The following is a 17339-nucleotide window of genomic DNA, read 5'->3' on the forward strand; positions in this document are numbered from 1 at the left end:
GACGATGGCCCGAACCATGCAGGACCGAACGAGGCGGGGTGGCGCGGTCGCGCCGGGGACCGATCTGAGCCTGCGTGCCCGGGAGCTCCGCGTCCTGCACGACGCGATCCTGTCGGGGTTGCGGCCGACGAAGGCCCCACCGGTGCGGGAGCTGGTCGTCCGCTCCTGGCGCCGGGTGATGGCCACCGGGCTGGCCGCGGACGCGAGCAATGCCCGGGATCCGCTGCCGCTCGCCGAGGTCGAGCGGCGGCGTACCGCCTCCGCACTGACCCTGGTGATCGACGAGCTCCGGCACGTGCTGACCTCGGTGGCCGATGCATCGAGCTATCTGATGGTGGTCACCGACGCGGACGGGGTGGTGCTGTGGCGCGAGGGATCGACCCGGGTACGCCGCCAGGCCGACTCCCTGGGTTTCGCCGAGGGCGCGCTGTGGACCGAGCAGACGGTCGGTACCAACGCGATCGGCACCGCACTGGCCGAGGCCGCGCCGGTCGAGCTGTTCTCCGCCGAACACTTTGCCCAGGCCCAGCACCCGTGGTACTGCTCGGCCCGGCCGATCCACGACCCGCGCACCGGTGAGCTGCTGGGTGTGGTCGATGTCAGCGGCCCGGCGCTCACCCTGCACCCGACGATCCGGGTGCTGGTGGAGAGCGCGGTCCGGTTGGCCGAGGCCCGGCTGGGCGACCTGCACCGGGAGCGGCTGGACCGGTTGCGGCGGACCGCCGAACCGCTGCTGGTCGGGGCCCGCGGCCCGCTGCTGGTGGTCGACGACCTGGGCTGGGTGGCCCACCAGGCCGGGTTGGCCCGCCGGGACCGGGTCCAGGTGCCGCAGCAGCAGCACCCGCTGGCGGTCCCCGGTCTCGGTATCTGCCTGCCCGAACGGCTGGCCGAGGGGTGGCTGCTGCGCCCGGAGGCCGCCGAGGCCCGGATGAGTGCGCGGCTGATCGCCGCCGAGCGGGTGCTCGAGGTCGATTCCGCCGACGGCCCGTGGCGGGCGCCGCTGACCGCCCGGCACGTCGAGCTGCTCCGGCTGCTGGCCGGTGCTCCGGCGGCGGGTCTGACCGCGGCCGAGCTGAGCAACCTGGTCTACGGCGACCCCGACCATGCCGTCACCATCCGCGCCGAGCTGTCCCGGTTGCGGCGCAGCGTGGGCGCGCTGGTGGAGTCACACCCCTATCGGATCTCCCGGGATGTCCGGTTCCGCATCGAGGAGGGGGTCACGCCCGAAGCGTGACCGGCAGCTCGGTGATCCCGCGGAAAACCCAGCCGGCCCAGCTGGCCGGGCGGTCGGCGGCCAGCGCCAGGTCGGGGAACCGCTGATAGAGCCGCGGCAGCGCGATCTCACCGACCGCGGTCTTGGCGGCCCAGCGACCGGCACACATGTGGGCGCCGTTGCCGAAGCCGACATGGCCGCGGGCGTGCCGGGTGATGTCGAAGCGGTCCGGGTCGGGGAAGGCCTCCGGGTCCCGGTTCGCGCTGGCGAGCAGCACACCGACCTGGGCGCCCTCGGGGATCTGCACCCCGAGCACCTCGACGTCCCGGGTCGTCTGCCGGGGCACCATGCCGATCGGTGACTGCCAGCGGACGGTCTCCTCGAAGGCGCCGCCGAACAGCGACGGGTCATCGAGCACCATCGCGCGTTGTTCGGGGTGCTGCTCGAGTGCCCAGACCATCGCGGTGATCATGTGCTGGGGTTCGTTCATCCCGCCGGAGATCGTCAGCCGGGTGTTCACCCGGACCTGGTCCTCGGACAGCCCGGCCTGCATCAGGTGGCTGGTCACCGAGCCGTTCGGTTCCTTGGCCAGCCGCGGGATCAGCTCGTCGAGGACCGCGTCCACCTCCTCGCGGGAGCGGGTGCAGCGAGCCCAGATGTCCTGGTCGTCGAGGATGTTGCCGATCCCGGCGATGTAGTCGGTCGACCAGCGGGCCATGTCATCGACGGTGACCCCGTCGACCACGTCGAAGCCGACCAGGTCGATCAGGTTCTGGCTGGCGACCGGGGCCGCGAAGTCCCGGTTCAGGTCGGGGTCGGACACCTCGGCCAGCCGGTCCAGCCAGCGGTCGACGGATTTCTCGAACTTCGCCGACCAGACCGTCTTGATCGCCTTCGGCCGCAGTGTCGGGTTCACCGCGCCGCGCTCCTCGGCGTGTGCCGGGTCGTCCAGGCGCAGCATCGGCCGGCCACCGAGGGCCTCGACCATCAGATTGGGTGAGCTGTGCGAGGAGAAGGTCTCGGGATCGTGCTCGGCGGCCAGTACCGCCGCCTGGCTGGTCATCAGGTGGCGCCCGATGGTCGGCACCTGCACGACCGGACCGACCTCGCGCAGCCGGGCGTACCCGGGGTAGGGGTCGGCGAACATCTCGTGCGGGTCGAACCAGTCGATGACCGGTGCGGTGGTCGGCGCTGCTGCATCCTGCATGGCGTACTCACTTCCTCGGGAGGCCTGTGCCGAGTCTCGCACCGCCGCTTCATCGGCGCACGCGCAGATATCAGGGGTGGAAACGCGAGTGAGTCGTGGAATCACCCGGGGCGGCCCACGGTCAACCGCGTACGCCGGTCCGCCACTTCTGCACCTGGCCGGGCGCCCACCCCACCAGCGTCCGCAGCAGCCGCGAGCGGCCCGTCTCCCTGGGCCAGGCGAGCACGATGGTGGTCGGCTGCGGCTGCGGATCGATCTCGCAGACCGCCACCCGGCCGCCCTCGTAGGTGCGGTCGGTGGCCTGCCGCTGCACCAGCACGGTGTAGCCGAGACCGCGGCCGACCAGGGACCGGGCCAGCTCGTAGTTCCCGGTCACGTACCGGACGTTCGGGCGTACGCCGGTCGCGGTGAACAGGGCCTGGGTGTTCTGCCAGGCGGGCTCGACGTTGTACTGGATGAAGGGCTCCTCGGCCAGGTCGGCGAGCCGGACCCGGTCCGCGCCGGCCAGTCGATGATCGGCCGGCAGCAGCACGTGCGCGGGCAACCGGTAGAGCACGATGGTGTCGAGGTCGCCGCGCAGATCGCGCTCGTAGAGGATCGCCGCGTCGATCAGACCGGACTCCAGCCCGTCCAGCAGCTCGTACTGGGAGCCCTCGGCCAGGCGTACCCGCACCGCCGGATGCTCCGCCTCGAACCCCTCGACGATGCGCGGCAGCAGCGACGGCGCCAGGGTCTCGTAACAGCCCACCACCAGACTGCCGGCCAGCGCACCGTCGGCGGCCGGTTGCAGGTCGGCGGCCGCGGTCAGCAACGCCCGGGCCCGCGGCAGCAGGGCCGAACCCGCGGAGGTGAGGGTGACCCCGTGCGCCCGCCGGCGTACCGTCAACCGCTCGCCCAGGTGCCGCTCCAGCTCCTCGATGGCGGCCCCGACCGCCGACGGCGAGGCGTGCAGCTGCTCGGCGGCGGCCGCGATGGTGGCCGCGTCGGCGACCGCGACGAAACACTCGAGCTGGCGCAGCGTGAAGTCGGGCACGATTCCTCGATCCAGTCGTGTTTGCAACCCGAGAATAGGCGCTTTTCCCGAGGATTGGGGACGTGCTTCACTCGGTGCCACGACGCCGCGCAGGTGCGGCCCGGCGAGGAGGAGCAACGATGCCCCACATTTCGTACACCCATTCCGACGGCTCCGTCGACGAGGTCGACGTCGAGGCCGGGGTCTCGGTGATGCGCGCTGCGCTGGCGAACGGGGTCGACGGGATCGTCGGCGAGTGCGGTGGCCAGGCGATGTGCGCGACCTGTCACGTCTACGTCGCCGACCAGACCGGCCTCCCGGAGATCTCCGAGGATGAGGAGGAGATGCTCGAGGAGACCGCGAGCGAGCGGACCGAGGAGTCCCGGCTCGGCTGCCAGCTCACCGCCGGCGCCGACTTCGAGACCCTCGCGGTGCGCCTGCCCGAGGAGCAGGTCTGATGGCGATCGTCATCATCGGCGCCGGGCATGCCGGGGTCGAGGCCGCCGACGCGCTGCGCCGGCAGGGTTACGACGGGGAGCTGACGATCGTCGACGGCGCCACCCACGAGCCCTACCAGCGGCCGCCGCTGTCCAAGGACTACGTCGATCCGGGCGCGGACGCGAGCCCGCTGCCGATGCGGGCGGCGAAGTTCTGGGCGGACCAGCGGGTACGCCTGCTGCTCGGCTCCCCGGTCGAGCGGGTGGACCGCGAGGCCCGGATCGTCCGGCTGGCCGACGGCACCGAACTGGGTTACGACGACCTGGTGCTGGCGACCGGGGCGCACGGCCGGCCCGCGCCCTGTGCGGGGTCCGAGCTGGATGGGGTGTTGATCCTGCGCACCCTGGACGATGCGATCCGGGTCCGCTCGATGCTCGCGGACGCCCGGCGGGTGGTGGTCGTCGGTGCCGGTTTCATCGGGCTGGAGTTCGCCTCGGCCGCCGAGAAGCGCGGCCTGGCGGTGACCGTGCTGGAGCTGGCCGAGCGGCCGATGCAGCGGGTGCTGAGCCCGGCGATGTCCGAGCACTATCGCGCGCGGCATCAGGCCGCGGGCGCGCGGTTGGTCTTCGGCGAGGGACTGGCGGAACTGGAGGGCAGCGACGGCCGGGTGAGCGCGGTGATCGGCAGCAGCGGGGCCCGGTACGAGGCCGATCTGGTGGTGCTCGGGTTGGGCATCACCCCGGCCGACGAGCTGGGTCGGGAGATGGGCCTGAGGATCGACAACGGGATCGCGGTGGACGAGCAGCTGCGGACCAGCGACCCGCACATCTATGCGATCGGTGACGTGGCCTCCTATCCGAGCGGGTACGCCGGTTGCCGGGTCCGGTTGGAGGCGGTGCAGAACGCCACCGATCAGGCGCGGGCACTGGCCCGGACGCTGACCGGGACCGCGGAGGCGTACACCGCGGTGCCGTGGTTCTGGACCGTGCAGTGCGGCACGAAGCTGCAGATCGCGGGCCTGGCGGTGCCGGAGATGGAGACCGTGACCACCGGGGAGCTGGACGCCGGGAAGGGCAGCGTGCTCGGTTTCATCGACGGCCGGCTGGTCTGCGTGGAGAGCGTCGGCGCCCCGGGTGATCACCTGGCCGCCCGGAAGCTGATCGCCGCCGGCGGCGGTGGGGTCACCCCCGAGCAGGCCCGGGAACCCGGGTTCACCCTGAAGGCGGCCGCCAAGGCCCTGGCCTGAACGACCGGGCAATTCCCCGATCGACTCGCCCGAGCAATCTCTTGGGCCCCATCCGCCGGTGTTCGTCGTTCAGACGGGCGATAACTGCTGACATGGTGCGGAGGGTCGGGTACAATTTAGTACATCCATGTACTAACTGAGTCGTGGGAGTCCGGACCGGTCAGGGAGGATCGATGGCGTACTACCGCAGCGTGGGGAGCATTCCGCCGAAGCGGCACACCCAGCACCGCAACAGCAACGGCGGCCTCTACTACGAGGAGCTGATGGGTGAGGAGGGGTTCTCCGCCGATTCCTCGCTGCTCTACCACCGCAACATCCCCTCGGCGATCTCGGCGACTCGGCCCTGGCAGCTGCCCGACCAGCAGACCCGGCCCAACGATCCGCTGCTGCCCCGGCACTTCAAGCTGCACGACCTGTTCGCCGAGGAGAGCTGGGCGAGCACCGACATGGTCAACGGTCGGCGGCTGCTGCTCGGCAACAACGATGTCAGGATCGGCTACGTCGTCGCCCGCGCCGAGAGCCCGCTCTACAAGAACGCCACCGGTGACGAGCTGGTCTACATCGAATCCGGGGATGTCCGGCTGGAGACCGTCTTCGGGGTGATCGAGGCGACCGGCCACGACTACCTGCTGATCCCGCGGGCCACCATCCACCGCTGGCTGCCGCACGGCTCCGAGCCGGTGCGGGCGTACATCATCGAGGCGAACTCGCACATCGCCCCGCCGAAGCGGTTCCTGTCCCGCTACGGCCAGCTGCTGGAGCACGCGCCCTACTGCGAGCGCGACCTGCACGGGCCGAACGAGACCTTCGAGATGACCGGTACCGACGTGCCGGTGCTCACCAAGCACCACGGCCGGGCCGGCATCACCGGCACCGAGATGGTGCACGCCAACCACCCCTTCGACGTGGTCGGCTGGGACGGTTGCCTGTATCCGTGGAAGTTCAGCGTGGACGACTACGAGCCGATCACCGGTCGGGTGCACCAGCCGCCGCCCAGCCACCAGGTGTTCGAGGGCACCAACTTCGTGGTCTGCAACTTCGTCCCGCGCAAGGTCGACTACCACCCGCTGTCGATCCCGGTGCCCTACTACCACTCGAACGTCGACTCCGATGAGGTGATGTTCTACTGCGGTGGGGATTACGAGGCCCGCAAGGGCTCCGGCATCGGCCAGGGATCGGTCTCCCTGCACCCGTCCGGCCACGTGCACGGGCCGCAGCCGGGGGCGTACGAACGCTCCATCGGTGCGGAGTTCTTCGACGAGCTCGCGGTGATGGTTGACACCTTCCGCCCGCTCGATCTGGGTGAGGGCGCCACCGCCAGCGAGGACGACTCGTACGCCTGGAGCTGGGTCCGGAACGCGGGTGGCGCCGCGGCCGCCGACGAGAAGCCCGGGGGCGATCGTGGCTGACGCGAATCCCCTGCTGCAAGGACTTCTGGACGACGCCGCGGTCTTCCCGCCCGGCAACAAACCGCTCGAACAGGCCGTCCCCGATCATCGGGCACACCGCCGCTCCGCGCACCGCGACCTGGTCGGCCCGCTGGTCCTGCCGCGCTCCGCACTGGACGAGATCCCCCGGCTCACCCGCGGCTGGGCGGACGGGGCGCTGGAGATCTCGCTGACCGGTGTCCCGGTGACCGAGGCGGCCGCGGTGGCCGAGGACGCGATCACCATCTCCTCGATCCGGCTGGCCGCGCTCGAACTGGTGCTCGGCGACCCGGCACCGGACCGGCTGACCTGGCGGCTCACCGAGCTCGCCGCCGTGCTGCCCGGGGTCCAACTGTTCCTGGAGATCCCCCGGGGTGCCGACGGCGGCTACGACACCGCGGTGATCGAGGCCCTGGCCGGTACCCCGGTGATGGCCAAGCTGCGGACCGGTGGGGTGACCCCCGAGCTCTATCCCACCGATGCGCAGCTGGCCACCGCGATCCGGGCGGCCGTGCGATCACAGGTGCCGTTCAAGGCCACCGCCGGGCTCCACCACGCGATCCGCAACACCGCCGACAGCGAGGCCGGTGAGCTCGAACAGCACGGCTTCGCGAACCTGCTCACCGCCACCGGCGCCGCGCTGACCGGTGCGGACGACGACCAGGTCGCGGCGGCGCTGGCCGAACGTGACCCGAAACGGGTCGCCGCCGGATTGGCCGGTCTGGATCCGGGAGTCCGCCGCTCGTTCCGGTCCTTCGGCACCTGCAGCATCGATGAACCCGTCGAGGAGCTGGACGAGCTGCTGGGTCTGAACTGACCAGACAAAAAACTTTGCAGAAGTATTTGCATTCGGGAACCGGGTGCAAAGAGGCTGCGTCACTCCACGCGTGCCCGGCAACCGCGGCACCGCCCGGGACCCCGGGTGCACTGCAAAGGAGTGAACATGAGCCGCACCGCCATCTCCCTGGCCGCCGCCACCCTGGCCGCGGTCCTGTCCGTGACCGGCTGCACGGCGGGATTCTCGTTCGGCAGCAAGTCGGTCAAGAAGGCCGACGTCGAGGCGAAGCTGACCACCGAGATCGCGAACCAGACCAACACCCAGCCGACGGTCACCTGCCCGAGCGACCTCAAGGGTGAGCAGGGCACGTCGATGGACTGCAGCGCCCTGATCAACGGCAATGTCTACCCCGTCCGGGTCAGTGTCAGCGGCGTCCGGGGCAGCACCGTGGACTACAGCTTCCGGATGGACAGCACGCCGGCCGGCGGGAACACCGGTCCCTCGGCGAGCCCGACCTCGAGGCCGACGACCAGCCCGAGTGAGGAGCCCAGCTCCACCCCGTCCCCGGAGCCCAGCGACGAGCCCACCGACGAGCCGACGACCAGCGGGGGCAAGGTCGCCCGGGTGAACGTCGAGCTGGCGATCATGAACAAGGTCAAGGACCAGAGCGGGCAGACGGTGATCGTCGACTGCCCGCGCGATCTCGCCGCCAAGGTCGGCACCACGATGACCTGCGACTGGAGTTCACTCGATCGCAGGGGCAAGGTCGAGGTCGAGGTGACCACGATCGACCCCGACGGCAAGGTCAACTTCACCTTCCGCAACGTCTCCTGACCCGGAGGCACCCCACGAAGGCCACCCGGTCCGCGGACTCTCCCCCGCGGGCCGGGTCCTTCAGTCTCCGGCGGCGGGGGCGAGGGTCGCGGTCTGGCCGGCGCGTTCGAGGGCCGCGGCGACGAGCCCGGAGGCCTTGGCGTCCTCGACGAATCCGGCGAGGTACGCCGCGGCTTCGGCAGGGAGCTCGCGCGGGCCGGCGACCGCCTGGCGGATCTGCATGAACGCCGGCTCCAGGATGCGCAGCCCGTGCTCGGCGGCGTAGGCGGTGAGCGGTTGGCGGATGCCTGCGGCCACGTCGAGGCCCTGCTCGGCGAAGACGGCGGTGCCGTCGGTCCCGCGGACCAGCTCGGCGTGCTGCAGCGTACGGGTCAGGAAGAGGTCGTAGGCCGATCCCTCCTTGACCCCGATCCGCACGCCGGGTCGGTCCACCTGGTCGGCCGAGTCGATCCCGCTGGCCGCCGGCACGGCGTATCCGCCCTCGATGAACAGGTAGGGCGCGGTGAACGTGACCTGCGCGGCGCGCGCGGGTTCGTCGGCCAGGAAGGCGAGATCGACCTCCCCGTCGACCAGGGCGGTGAAGGCGGCCTTCGCACCGGTGACGGTCCGCAGTGCGAGCGGGACACCGAGCCGCTCGGCGAGCTCGCGGGCCAGCTCGACGGTGACCCCGGTCGGGGCGTCCGCGGTGCCGGCGGCGAGCACCGGATTGCCGAGGTTGATCACCGCACGCAGGGTGCCGGTCGGGGCGAGTGCGCTGCCGGGGCTCGAGGTCATGGGGCCGATCCTAGGGCCAGGAACTGCGTTCGCGCGGTGTCGGTTGCACCGTGGAATCCCATTGCACAAAGGGTTCCGCGAGCTGGTAGCGGTTGTCGGGTTGCCGGTTCAGCACCACGAATCCGCCATTGGGCGGGTTGCTGATCGATTCGAAGAACTCAACGCTCCAATGGAACCAGCGCATGCAGAACAACCGCATCGTCAGACCGTGGGTGACCAGCACGACGTTGTCCTCCATCGCCGGATCGTCGAAGTTCCGGTGCAGGGACTCGAGAAAACTCGACACCCGGTCATAGACGTCGCTGCCGGATTCCCCTTCGCTGAAGCGATACCAGAAGTGGCCATAGGAGTTGCGGAGCCGTTTCTGCTCGGCGATCTGCACCGGGTCCTGGAAGTTCGCCCAGTCCTGTTCCCGCAGCCGTGGTTCCAGCCGCATCTCGTCGGTGGGTACGCCGAGGTCGAGCAGTTCGGCGGTCTGCCGGGTCCGCACATACGGCGATACCCACATCCGCAGGGATTCGGTGCCGATCAGCTCCCGCAGCCGGTGCCCGGTTTCGGTCACCTCGGCGCGGCCGCGTTCGGTCAGCGTCAGCGCGTGGTCGGGCACGGTCTCATAGATCGAGTCGTCCGCGTTGCCCTGGGATTCGCCGTGCCGGACCAGGATGATCCGCTGCGGGCGATGCGCGGACCGGCGTGCCGGGCAGTCCGATGGTTCGGCCACGATCAGCGGTCGCTCCGGGTCGGGTCGGCCAGGGCGGCGAGCCGGTGCAGCGAGGCGAGCAGCCAGTCCGCGCTGGTCTTGCCGGCCCGTTCCAGCCGCGCCGGGTCGGTCAGCTCGGTCCAGTCGTAGCTGTGGGTGACCCGGGTGCCGCCGGTCGGCACCGACTCCAGTTCCCAGCGCCACAGGTGCCCCGGTGGTTCGGTACCGGGTTCGGCCGGCCGCCAGGCGATCCGGCGGCCCTCGGCGTACTCCACGACGTGGTTCTCGCGGACCTTCCCGTTGGTGAGGGTGGTGGTGAACACCTCGCCGACGGCGCGGATCCGCTGCCCGGGCGCGGCCTCGGCCAGATTGTCGTTGCCGTCCCAGCGCGGCTGCTGCGCCGGATCGGCGATCAGCTCGAAGATCGCCGCGGGCTCGGCGGCGATGTCGAGGCTGGCGGTGACGAAGCGCGGCTGGTCCTGGTTCACCACTCGATCGTGTCACATCGGTGACCGGCGCCGGCCGAAACCCGCGGCCGTTAGGATCGGCGTACGCCCGCAGCACCTGCCCAGAAGGAGTGCCATGCCCGCCGATGACGCCGCCCTGTTCGGCCCGGAAAACCTGCCCTACGGAGTGTTCTCGGTCGATGGCGGTGCGCCGCGGGTCGGCGTACGCCTCGGGGATGAGGTGATCGATCTGGCACAGCTGTTCGGCGATCCGCGGTTCGAGCAGCCGTCGCTGAACGCGTTCATGGCCAGCGGCTACGAGTCCTGGGTGGAGGTGCGGCGGCAGCTGCAGGAGCGGATCACCGAGCAGGCGTTGCCCGCCGAGACCCGGATCCCGCTGAGCGAGGTCACCCTGCAGATGCCGATCGAGGTCGCCGACTACGTCGACTTCTATGCCTCCGAACACCACGCCAGCAATCTGGGCCGGTTGTTCCGCCCCGATGCCGAGCCGCTGCTGCCGAACTGGAAGCATCTGCCGGTCGGTTATCACGGTCGCTCGGGCACGGTCGTGGTCTCCGACACCGACATCCGCCGGCCGTGCGGGCAGCGGAAGGCACCCGATGCCAGCGAGCCGACCTTCGGGCCGAGCACCCGGTTGGACATCGAGGCCGAGCTGGGCTTCGTGGTCGGCACCGGGTCGCGGCTCGGTGAGCAGCTCACCACCGCCGATTTCGAACGTTCGGTGTTCGGCTGCGTGCTGGTCAACGACTGGTCCGCCCGCGACATCCAGGCCTGGGAGTACGTGCCGCTGGGTCCCCACCTGGGCAAGAGTTTCGCGACCTCGATCTCGCCCTGGGTGGTACCGCTGCTGGCGCTCACCGAGGCCCGCCGGGAGCTGCCCGGCCAGGATCCGACACCGCTGCCCTATCTGCGTGAGGAGCGCGGCTGGGGGCTGGACATCGAGCTGGAGGTGGCCTGGAACGGGCAGGTCGTCTCGCGTCCGCCGTACGGGGAGATGTACTGGTCGCCGGCGCAGATGCTGGCGCACATGACGGTGAACGGGGCGACGGCGCGGACCGGTGATCTCTATGCGTCGGGGACGATCTCGGGGCCGGAGAAGGAGCAGCGCGGTGCGTTCATCGAGCTGACCTGGGGTGGCAAGGAGCCGGTCACCGTCAACGGTGAGGAGCGCACCTTCCTGCTGGACGGTGATCAGGTGGCGATCTCGGCGACCGCACCGGGGGCGCACGGGTCGCGGATCGGCTTCGGCGAGGTACGCGGGCAGATCCTGCCGGCGCCCTGTGCGTGAGACCGGTTTGCCGACCCCCGGGTGGCGGGCAACAGTGGGGTCATGACCCGACGCGAGATCGTGCTGGCCGAGGAGGATCCCCGGGCCGGCTATCCCCTGCTCACCTCCAGCGTGGTGCCGCGCCCGATCGCCTGGGTGTCGACGGTGTCCGCGGCCGGGGTGGTGAATCTGGCGCCGCATTCGTTCTTCACCGTCGCCTCCCGGCGGCCGGCGATGGTGCAGTTCACCTCGAACGGGGTCAAGGACTCGCTGACCAATGTCCGGGAGACCGGGGAGTTCGTGGTCAACTTCGTCAGCGAGGAGCTGGCCGGGGCCGCGAACGCCACCTCGGCGACTTTTCCTGCCGACGTTGACGAATTCGCCGAGGTCGGACTGACCACCGAACCGGCGCGGTTGGTCGCACCGCCCCGGGTCGCGGCCTCCCCGATCGCCATCGAGTGCCGGTTGCACCGGATCGTCGAGGTCGGTGACAGCTTCCTGGTCATCGGTGAGGTGCTCTGCGTCGCGATCGAGGAGTCGGTGCTCGACCCGGACGCCAAACGCCCGCGGCCCGCATACCAGAAGCTGAACCCCGTCGCCCGCCTCGGCGGCCCCGACGAATGGGCCGCCCCTGGCGACCTTTTCCGCCTCACCCGCCCCGACTGACCCCCGTTCATCGAGTAGTCGGCCATGCGCAGCGAAGCGGAGCAATGGCCGACGTGTCGAGATGAACCCGTACCACCCCTGCGCGCTCACGTTCATCGAGTAGGTCGCGCAGCGACCGTGTCGAGATGAACCCCTTCGCCCCTGCGCCCTCACGTTCATCGAGTAGGTCGCGCAGCGACCGTGTCGAGATGAACCCCTTCGCCCCTGCGCCCTCACGTTCATCGAGTAGGTCGCGCAGCGACCGTGTCGAGATGAACCCCTTCGCCCCTGCGCCCTCACGTTCATCGAGTAGGTCGCGCAGCGACCGTGTCGAGATGAACCCCTTCGCCCCTGCGCCCTCACGTTCATCGAGTAGGTCGCGCAGCGACCGTGTCGAGATGAACCCGAAAAGATCTCCCCAAACCCCTTGAGTTATTCGAACACGATGACTAATATTGGATGTAGCAGATGAGAGGAGGTGACCACAGATGACCACCAACCCACGAGTCGACGTCTTCGCAGCGATCCGCGCCGAAAGCGACACCATCGCCCAAGCTTCGGCCCGCCAGCTGGTCGCGATCGCCGCCGCCTGCGACACCTACTCCGGACTCAACACCCACACCGACGAACTCACCGCCCGCGTGCTCCACGGCGAACAACTCGTCTTCCCCGGTGCCGACGGTACGCCCGGCATCACCGAGTTCTTCCACCTCGAGTTGGCGATGTCGCTGGGGTGCTCACCGGAGACCGCGCAGGTCTGGACCGCTGATGTGTTGAATCTGCGGCATCGGCATCCGATCCTGTGGCAGGCCACCTTGGACTGCGACATTCCCGTCTGGGTCGCCCGCGATGTCTCCCGCGCCGCCTTGCACCTGTCCTTCACCCAGGCCCGCGAATTCGACTCCCTCTGGTCACTCCGTCTGGTCAACCTCACTCCAAAGCGCGCGGTCGCGACCACCGAGGCTCAGGTCGCACTGATCCTCAACGACGACAAGGAAGCCGAACGCCAGGCCGCCAAGAAGCACCGCCGCGTCGAGTTCATCCCGAACCGGACCATCGCTGGCATCACCGACCTCTACGCCAACCTCGACGCCGGTGACGCCGCCCAGTTGAATGGGACCCTCGACCGCCTCGCCGACGTGCTCAAAGCCGGTGGCTCGACGGCATCCAGGGACGAGCTGCGGGCCGAAGCCCTGGGTCACCTCGCGCATCCCGAGCGTGCCCGACAACTGCTCCAACCCTCGCTGTTCGACGGCGCGACCGTCACGCCTACGGGTGAGGTGGTCAACCGTGACGGCGAGGTCGTCACCCCCACCTCCGAGCGGTGCCGGCATGGCGCTGAGTTGATCCTGCACGTCCACCAGAAGGACCTCGCCAACCGCCGTGGCGGTGAAGGCGACGCCCTCGGACCGGTCACCCTCCAGCACTTGAAGGAGCTACTGAAGCGCTGCGGCGGGACCGTGAAGGTGCGGCCGGTGATCGACCTGGCCGCGCCGGTCATGGTGAACACCTACCGACCCAGCGACGAGCTCGCCCAGCGGGTGAAGCTCCGCGACCGGTATGTGATGTTCCCCCGATCGAATCGCGGTGCGTTCGGCCGGGGCGTCGATCTCGATCACACGATTCCCGCCCCGGAGGGGCCGACCAGCTCGGGCAACCTGGGGCCGTTGACCCGGGCCTCGCACCGCGCACGAACCCACGCCGGCTATCAGGTCGAACAACCCTCCCCGGGGGTGTTCCACTGGAAAACCCCGGCCGGGCAGGAAGCCTGGGTCAGCGCACACGGGACCTGGGAGCATCCACCACCCGATCACCTGATCAACGATCCCGCGGCGTCGCTCTCCCGAACCGAAAAGCTTCTCTGGGAGACCCTGTGCAACGGGCAGACCCAGTTGGAGAAGGAACAGGCCGAAGCCGAACAAGCAGCCGACGAAGCTCGCGAACGCGAGCGGCTCCGCCGCGCCCGCAAGAACCAACGCCTCCGCGACCTACGCCAGGCTGCCCGCGACCAGGCCAACGCAGCCAAACAGAAGAGGGCGAAGCAGACGGCGAAGCAGACGGCGAAGAAGCCGGCTCCGCCGGAATCCTAGCCTGCCCTGATTCCCAACCAGAGCTAGGTTTCCGCACGCTCATCGAGTAGCTCGGCATGCGCAGCGAAGCGGAGCAATGCCGAGCGTGTCGAGATGAGCAACTCGCCTTCGGTTCATCTCGACACGGTCGCTGCGCGACCTACTCGATGAACGTGCGGGACACGGTCGCCGCGCGAGTTACTCCAGGGACGTGGGTGTGCGCCGGAACCGGAGGGTGCAGAGCTGGAAGGGACGCAGTTCGAGGGTGGCGACCGGGCCGTCGACCGCGCGCAGCACCCGCGGTTCGATGGGGCGCTCCAGCAGATCGGTCTCCAGCACCTCGACAATCTCGAAGTCCGCCGTCACCCTGGCGCGAGCCCGGCCGCCGCGGGACTCGTAACAGCGCACGACCACATCACCCGAACCGTCCTCGGCGAGCTTGACCGCCTCGATCACCACCGCCGGATCGTCGATCGACAACAGCGGCGCCGCCCCGGATCCCGGCGCCGTCCGCAGGGGCAGATTCAACCGGTATCCCTCCTCGATCGCCTCGGCCACACCGGCCCCGACGCGCAGCGTGTACGCCAACCGGTGCCGGCCCTGGTCGGCCTCCGGATCGGGGAACAGCGGCGCCCGCACCACCGAGACACCCAGTCGCGTCGTCGTCCCGCCATCACCCCGGGTGGTTCGGGTGCAGTCGAAGCCATAACTGCAGTCATTCGCCAACGCCACCCCGTAACCCGGCTCACCCACCTGCAGCCAGCGGTGCGCGACGGTCTCGAAACGCGCCGCATCCCAGGAGGTGTTCTCATGCGTCGGCCGTTGCAGATGCCCGAACTGGATCTCCGAGGTCGCCTGCTCCGCGTGCACATCGAGCGCGAAATCGAGCTTCAGCAGCTGCTGCTGTTCGTGCCAGTCGAGCTCCAGTTCCAGTTCGATCGCGGGCCGATCGTCGGCCAACCGCACCGTCTCGACGATCTCCGACCGCCCGGTGACGAAGGTGATCCGCAGGCCATCGGCGAGCGGTTCGATCACGGTCGGCTCGTCGAGTTCACGGGACACCTGACGATAGTGGTGGTCGACATCCCAGGCGTCCCAGCGGTTCGGCACGTCGCGGTGCAGCACCAACCGGGCGGAAGGTTCATCGGGTGCCAGCACCTCACGGTCCGCGGCCAGGTCACGCACCGAAGTCAACCGGCCGTGCTCATCGACCACGGCACGGATCCCGGGGCCGGTGAGCACCCAGTCGCCGCCCTCCTGCTCGACGCGCACCCGCGCCTCGGCACCCGATTCCCGGGCACGCCCGACCCCCAGCGCCGGCACCCCGCGCACCGGGAACGGCCCGGCATTCGCCAGCACCGCATCCTGCGCACCCGCCTCGGATCCCAACGCCGCCAGCGAATCCGCGATGATCCGTTCCAACCCCTGCGCCACCTCGGCATAGTTGCGTTCGGCCTCGCGATGCACCCAGGCGATCGACGACCCGGGCAGGATGTCGTGGAACTGCTGCAGCAGCACGATCCGCCACCAGTGGTCCAGTTCCTCGGCCGGGTACGCGCTGCCGGCGCGGACGGCCGCGGTGGTCGCCCAGAGTTCGGCCTCCCGCAGCAGGTGCTCGCTGCGCCGGTTGCCGGCCTTGGTGCGATGCTGGGAGGTGTAGGTGCCGCGGTGGAACTCCAGATACATCTCACCCCGCCAGACGGGCGGGTCGGCGTACTCCTCCTCCGCGGCGGTGAAGAACTCAGCCGGACTGGACAGGGTGACCTTCGGCGATCCCTCCAGGTCCGCGGTCCGGGCCGCGGCGGCGAGCATCTCCCGGGTCGGGCCACCGCCGCCATCGCCGTAGCCGAAGGGAACCAGCGAGGTGTTCGCCCGGCCCTTCTCGGCGTACTGTCGCTCGGCGCGAGCCAGGTCGGCGGCCGACAGATCGGAGTTGTAGGTGTCGACCGGTGGGAAGTGGGTGAAGATCCGCCGCCCGTCGATGCCCTCCCACCAGAAGGTGTGGTGCGGCATCGTGTTGGTGTCGTTCCAGGAGATCTTCTGGGTCAGGAACCAGCGTTTTCCTGCTGCGGTGGCGATCCCGGGCAGTGACCCGGAGTAGCCGAAGGAGTCCGGCAGCCAGACGTCCAGGGGTTCGACACCGAGCTCGTCGATGAACCAGCGGGTGCCGAGCAGGAACTGCCGCGCCATCGCCTCCCCACCCGGCAGGTTGGTGTCGGACTCCACCCACATGCCACCGGCCGGGACGAAACCCCCGGCATCGACCTGGGCACGGATCCGTTCGAACAGCTCGGGGTAGTGCTCCTTGATCCAGGCGTACTGCTGCGCCGAGGACGCCGCGAATCGCCACCCTGGTTGGGTTTCCAGCAGCTCGATGACGTTGGAGAAGGTTCGCGCGCACTTGCGCACGGTCTCCCGGGTCGGCCACAGCCAGGCCGAATCGATGTGCGCGTGCCCGACCGCGTGCACCCGATGCGCGGAGGCGTACGCCGGGGCGGCGAGCAGGCCGGCGAGTTCGGCACGGCCGGCCGCCGCGGTGCCGGGCACATCGTCCGGGTCGACCGCGTTGATCACCCGCTCGCAACCGGCGAGGATCTCGGCCCGGCGCGGGCTGGTCGCCGGCAGTTCGTCGAGCAGTCCGCGCAGGGTGAGCAGATCGGCGTGCAGCTCGGCGACCGCGAGATCCCGCAACGCGACCTCCACCGAACGCAACCGGTAGAGGGGTTCCGCCCCGGCGGTCTCCTTGTCCCCCATCGGGGTCGGGGTGCGAAAACCGCCGTCGTCGAAGCTGGGGTTCGCCGCCGCCTCGACGAAGACGTCGACCGGCTCGCCCGGCCGGGCATCGGTGGGAACGTGATGGTTCCGGGGCTCGATCCCCTTCAGGATCACCCCGTCGGGGGTGTACGCCGTCGCCTCGGCCTGGAAACCCGGTCCGGAGCCGCTGAAGCCGAGATCGACCAGCAGCTCCACGGCCGTCCCGCTCTGCTCGGCCCACTCGCCCGGAACGCCACCCTGCACCCGGAACCAGGTCGTGCCCCACGGCCGGGCCCAGCCCTGCCCGATGGCGAACTCCTGGAAGGGTTGGCCGACCGCCTCGCTGAACGGGACCGGTTCGTCAGGCACCTGCCAGGCGGTGACCGTCAGCGGCGCCCGACGGCGCCAAAGGGCCGGTTCGATCCGCTCGCTGAGGAAACGGTCCAGCCGAGCAATGGTGTGCTCGGTGCGGTCATGCATGGGTGTCCCTTCGACGACGGTGGATTCG

The 17339-nt window shown here is 69.9% G+C and carries 15 protein-coding genes; 9 read left to right on the forward strand and 6 right to left on the reverse strand.

The window, feature by feature from the left end:
* The first annotated feature begins 4 nt into the window (after positions 1-4).
* A complete protein-coding gene (locus tag BI335_RS13095) occupies positions 5-1234 on the forward strand; it encodes a GAF domain-containing protein (protein ID WP_229119580.1) in 1230 nt (409 codons plus the stop codon).
* On the opposite strand, the gene BI335_RS13100 is transcribed toward BI335_RS13095, so the two are convergent.
* Both BI335_RS13100 and BI335_RS13105 read right to left on the reverse strand, forming a co-directional pair.
* The gene (locus BI335_RS13100; protein ID WP_094426414.1) at positions 1218-2420 is read right to left on the reverse strand and encodes a cytochrome P450; all 1203 of its coding nucleotides are present in this window, start codon (positions 2418-2420) and stop codon (positions 1218-1220) included. The genes BI335_RS13095 and BI335_RS13100 overlap by 17 nt on opposite strands.
* A gap of 121 nt (positions 2421-2541) precedes the next feature.
* Positions 2542-3453, reverse strand: coding sequence for a LysR substrate-binding domain-containing protein (locus tag BI335_RS13105; RefSeq protein WP_094426416.1), 912 nt, complete (start codon positions 3451-3453; stop codon positions 2542-2544).
* Between the two features lie 119 nt (positions 3454-3572).
* Here BI335_RS13105 and BI335_RS13110 point away from each other — a divergent pair, with 119 nt between their 5' ends.
* From BI335_RS13110 to BI335_RS13130, 5 genes are all read left to right on the forward strand, one after another.
* Positions 3573-3890: a 2Fe-2S iron-sulfur cluster-binding protein gene (locus BI335_RS13110; protein ID WP_094426418.1), complete on the forward strand. Its 318-nt coding sequence runs from the start codon at positions 3573-3575 to the stop codon at positions 3888-3890.
* Positions 3890-5116: an NAD(P)/FAD-dependent oxidoreductase gene (locus BI335_RS13115; protein WP_094426420.1), complete on the forward strand. Its 1227-nt coding sequence runs from the start codon at positions 3890-3892 to the stop codon at positions 5114-5116. Before BI335_RS13110 ends, BI335_RS13115 begins: the two co-directional genes overlap by 1 nt.
* Positions 5117-5289: 173 nt before the next feature.
* Positions 5290-6525 carry a homogentisate 1,2-dioxygenase gene (locus BI335_RS13120; RefSeq protein WP_094426422.1) on the forward strand — a complete coding sequence of 412 codons (1236 nt, stop codon included), beginning with the start codon at positions 5290-5292 and terminating at the stop codon, positions 6523-6525.
* On the forward strand, positions 6518-7360 hold the full coding sequence (locus tag BI335_RS13125; RefSeq protein ID WP_208109237.1) for a hypothetical protein: 843 nt from the start codon (positions 6518-6520) through the stop codon (positions 7358-7360). Before BI335_RS13120 ends, BI335_RS13125 begins: the two co-directional genes overlap by 8 nt.
* 126 nt (positions 7361-7486) lie before the next feature.
* Positions 7487-8155 carry a DUF4333 domain-containing protein gene (locus tag BI335_RS13130; RefSeq protein ID WP_094426425.1) on the forward strand — a complete coding sequence of 223 codons (669 nt, stop codon included), beginning with the start codon at positions 7487-7489 and terminating at the stop codon, positions 8153-8155.
* 60 nt (positions 8156-8215) lie between these two features.
* On the opposite strand, the gene BI335_RS13135 is transcribed toward BI335_RS13130, so the two are convergent.
* The 3 genes from BI335_RS13135 to BI335_RS13145 are packed head-to-tail and all read right to left on the reverse strand — an operon-like array spanning position 8216 to position 10117.
* Positions 8216-8929 (reverse strand): transporter substrate-binding domain-containing protein, encoded by a 714-nt coding sequence (locus BI335_RS13135; RefSeq protein WP_094426427.1) that lies wholly within the window; start codon positions 8927-8929, stop codon positions 8216-8218.
* A gap of 10 nt (positions 8930-8939) precedes the next feature.
* Positions 8940-9650 (reverse strand): histidine phosphatase family protein, encoded by a 711-nt coding sequence (locus BI335_RS13140; protein WP_094356909.1) that lies wholly within the window; start codon positions 9648-9650, stop codon positions 8940-8942.
* A 2-nt stretch (positions 9651-9652) separates the two neighbouring features.
* Positions 9653-10117: an SRPBCC family protein gene (locus tag BI335_RS13145; protein WP_094426429.1), complete on the reverse strand. Its 465-nt coding sequence runs from the start codon at positions 10115-10117 to the stop codon at positions 9653-9655.
* Positions 10118-10211: 94 nt separating this feature from the next.
* Here BI335_RS13145 and fahA point away from each other — a divergent pair, with 94 nt between their 5' ends.
* The 3 genes from fahA to BI335_RS13160 all read left to right on the forward strand — a co-directional run bounded on the left by fahA (position 10212) and on the right by BI335_RS13160 (position 14098).
* Complete coding sequence (gene fahA, locus BI335_RS13150) at positions 10212-11384, forward strand: fumarylacetoacetase (RefSeq protein WP_094426431.1); 1173 nt, start codon at positions 10212-10214, stop codon at positions 11382-11384.
* Between the two features lie 42 nt (positions 11385-11426).
* The gene (locus tag BI335_RS13155; RefSeq protein WP_094404284.1) at positions 11427-12029 is read left to right on the forward strand and encodes a flavin reductase family protein; all 603 of its coding nucleotides are present in this window, start codon (positions 11427-11429) and stop codon (positions 12027-12029) included.
* Between the two features lie 467 nt (positions 12030-12496).
* The gene (locus BI335_RS13160) at positions 12497-14098 is read left to right on the forward strand and encodes a hypothetical protein (protein WP_094426433.1); all 1602 of its coding nucleotides are present in this window, start codon (positions 12497-12499) and stop codon (positions 14096-14098) included.
* Positions 14099-14275: 177 nt separating this feature from the next.
* On the opposite strand, the gene BI335_RS13165 is transcribed toward BI335_RS13160, so the two are convergent.
* A complete protein-coding gene (locus BI335_RS13165; RefSeq protein ID WP_094431432.1) occupies positions 14276-17311 on the reverse strand; it encodes an alpha-mannosidase in 3036 nt (1011 codons plus the stop codon).
* Positions 17312-17339 lie beyond the last annotated feature (28 nt).

It is taken from the genome of Enemella evansiae, assembly GCF_002250705.1.
Taxonomy (GTDB): domain Bacteria; phylum Actinomycetota; class Actinomycetes; order Propionibacteriales; family Propionibacteriaceae; genus Enemella; species Enemella evansiae.